This window comes from Moorena sp. SIO1F2 (assembly GCF_010672755.1).
Lineage (GTDB): Bacteria > Cyanobacteriota > Cyanobacteriia > Cyanobacteriales > Coleofasciculaceae > Moorena.
Genome location: NZ_JAAHFV010000550.1, coordinates 1 through 2,800, shown reverse-complemented (window position 1 = coordinate 2,800; position 2,800 = coordinate 1). Strand labels below are relative to the sequence as shown.

3 protein-coding genes and 1 pseudogene are annotated in these 2,800 nt (G+C 47.1%); 1 reads left to right on the top strand and 3 read right to left on the bottom strand.

Features of this window, described 5'->3' with window-relative positions; all coding sequences use genetic code 11:
• A pseudogene (locus F6J94_RS32565) lies at positions 1-537 on the top strand (hypothetical protein); the annotation flags it as partial.
• Positions 538-564: 27 nt separating this feature from the next.
• On the opposite strand, the gene F6J94_RS32560 reads toward F6J94_RS32565, so the two are convergent.
• The 3 genes from F6J94_RS32560 to F6J94_RS32550 all read right to left on the bottom strand — a co-directional run.
• Entirely contained in the window at positions 565-1,560 is a 996-nt protein-coding gene (locus tag F6J94_RS32560; RefSeq protein WP_293047816.1) for a tyrosine-type recombinase/integrase, read from the bottom strand.
• Positions 1,561-2,196: 636 nt separating this feature from the next.
• Positions 2,197-2,508 carry a tyrosine-type recombinase/integrase gene (locus F6J94_RS32555; RefSeq protein ID WP_367142313.1) on the bottom strand — a complete coding sequence of 104 codons (312 nt, stop codon included), beginning with the start codon at positions 2,506-2,508 and terminating at the stop codon, positions 2,197-2,199.
• Between the two features lie 63 nt (positions 2,509-2,571).
• Positions 2,572-2,800: hypothetical protein (locus tag F6J94_RS32550; protein ID WP_293047813.1), on the bottom strand; the 229-nt coding region annotated here is incomplete at its 5' end.

Genomic DNA, 2,800 nt, shown 5'->3' with positions numbered 1-2,800 from the left:
CCCGATAACCTTCAACCCGATAACCTTCAACCTCCTAACCTTCAACCTCCTAACCTTCAACCTCCTAACCTTCAACCTCCTAACCTTCAACCCAATAACCTTAAACCTTCAACCCCTCAAGGATTAGCTGACTTAGTTCAGGTCACACTTACCTATCCCACTGGCTTCCAAGCATTTATTCATCTGTGCTGGCTCAATCCAGATAAACAGCGGCGGCTTGGGATTGTAGGAACACAGGGAACCTTGATTTTTGATGAAATGGTTGCCCAAGCACCCCTAACTATCCAACATGGTTATTTTGAACAGAACGGGGAGTACTTTATCCCTGCTGGTCAACATCGTGAAGTTCTTGATCTCGAATCACATGAACCACTTTATTCAGTATGCGATCGCTTTCTTAACAGTGTCCGCTTGTCCCAACCTTCATCAATATCATCTGGCTGGGTTGGTGCTCAATTGGTAAATATTCTCAGTTGTTTAAGCCAATCCCTTCACCAAGGAGGAGTGCCAGTCACTGTTCCCCAGTTACCAAAATAATTACCTATTCATTCTACCTGTAGATGATCATGACAGGTTAATGCCCAGCTTCAATGCTGGATTATTTTCCCAGCGATCCGCGACATGGGCATAAATACAAGTTGTTCTGGGATCAGCATGTCCCAACAAATCTTGCACTTGGCGTAACTCAGCACCAGAACGCAGAGCTAACGTACCTGCCGTATGTCTCAAGCTATGGGCTGATATAGTTCTTCCTGGTGTTTGCTTAAGGTTAGTTTGCTCTAAATAGCTATCCACAACTAGCCGAATCCCCCGCCGGGAAATCCGCTTGCCACCCGCCCTGTTTCCAACAGCTATAAATAAAGGACTCGATGGTTTGACCACTTCCCCATTTTCTGTCCTTGCTTCAAGATAAGCCATTAGCAAGTCAGCAAGATCTGGTGTTAATGGCACTATTCTAATATTACGCTTCCCTTCGACCCGAATTCCCAGATTACCCCCCTGCTTAACTACATCAGAGACATTTGCTCGATGTAACTCAATGCTACGGGGACCTTCCAATATCATGATTGCCAGCAGAAGTTTATCCCGCTTTGCCTTAAGGCTACCATCATTGGCTATAGCTGCTAACAACTTCTCAACTTCAGGCTTTTCCAAATAGGTAATCCTTGCCGCCGGGTCCAGCTTTTCCCGTGGCGGTTTCACCCCAAGGGCTGGATTGATAGTAATCAGTCCTTTTTCCACAGCAGCTTGATAAAAACGCTTGACAACTGACAACTTTAGTGATATTGTTGCTGGCTTAAATTTTTTAGTTTCTACCATCCAGCGGCGGTAACGCTTAATGTCCTCTTTAGTAACTGCGGCTGGATGAAGATTTATGCGATCGCACCAGTTCACAAACTGCTGAACCTGGCGGCGGTAGGTATTAACGGTATCAGCCGCAGCATCTCCTGCTGCCACATCGATATCCAGGAAATCAGCAAAAGCTTCTAGTAGGTTTGCTGTAGTAATGGTCAGGTGGTCAGGTTGAGGGGTGATGTGGTTTGGGGTATGAGTATCCACGGTGCCATTGGTGCCATTAACGTGAAGTTGTTAAGCATCTAATACTATTATAGCCTCTTTAACAATCCTCGCGGAATTCCCCACCTTCTTACAGGGTGGGGATGGATAGCGAGACGACGGCTTATTGCGAATTGTGTTATAATAAAAGTGGTTGCTGACCCGCCTGACTGACTAAAAGGCTACCTTCAAGGTGTAAAAGTACTAGCAGAGTTCAGGGTTTGAAGTTACCGTAAGTAGAGTGGAGCCTTAATCAAACAGTTTTAACCCTTTTATGCATAGCCGACCAACCATAAAGGCTCCACTCTACTAAGGTTTCGTCTCCGGGAAGAGACAAGCCCCAGCTGGTTGGCCATAGTTGCTGTAATTCCAAGGTAAGTCTGTCGTAAAAATTATACGTCGATAGAAGGCGGATGTCTGCCTGTGGACGCTGAGTAAGACCAATTCCAGCAGGCCGACGCCTCTGGTTGAGGCGTCGGGGACGCGCGCGGGAAGCCCATTTGACGAATAAGACCGTCCCTGATTTGAGTTGAGAATTGGAAGCTCCAACCTCAGCGTTCGCGTAGCGTGGCCTACGGCCAAAGCAGGTTGGGGTACTTCACTACTGATAATCCCCCTTCTAGTACTTACGCTCTTTTTCTATCTGGTGGCATCTGAGGTGATATCTCCTTTCCCGTGCCTCCCTGGGAATAGATAGTTCGCCCACTTAGGAGGGTGGTAGTCCGTTAAGTACTTCCGCAGATCTTCCAGTACCGGGATGGTCTGGGTGGCAAGCTTACCTTTTGTGTTCCCTTTGCTGAACAAAACAATGGGGCGCACGGAATCTTTGCGATCGTAGACATCCCTTATTCTTAAGGTCACCGCTTCATTGACCCGACAGGCAGTGTAGAGTATGATAGCAAACAGCGCACGGTCTCGTGGCGGGTTAAGGGTTACCCCTTCGTTGAACAGGAGCTGGATAATTATTTACAAGGTATGAGAGCTATGAAGCTTATACAGTCTACTTTTTAGCTCTCATGTCGCCCCCCCAGGTACTGGTGTTGTGTTACGAGGTACATCAGGGGGGACATCAAGAGGTATTTGTGAATCCTTCTCATTAAATTCCGCTGGTGCAGTCACCTGTTCTACTTTTTGTTTGCTCTTTGGTGGTGGGGTAGGAGCCTTCGCGTATTCGTTACTCTCTAGTACTGGAGTAGGGGAAGGCTTGGGTAAGTCAGTTGTCTGTACACTCTTCGGATGAATA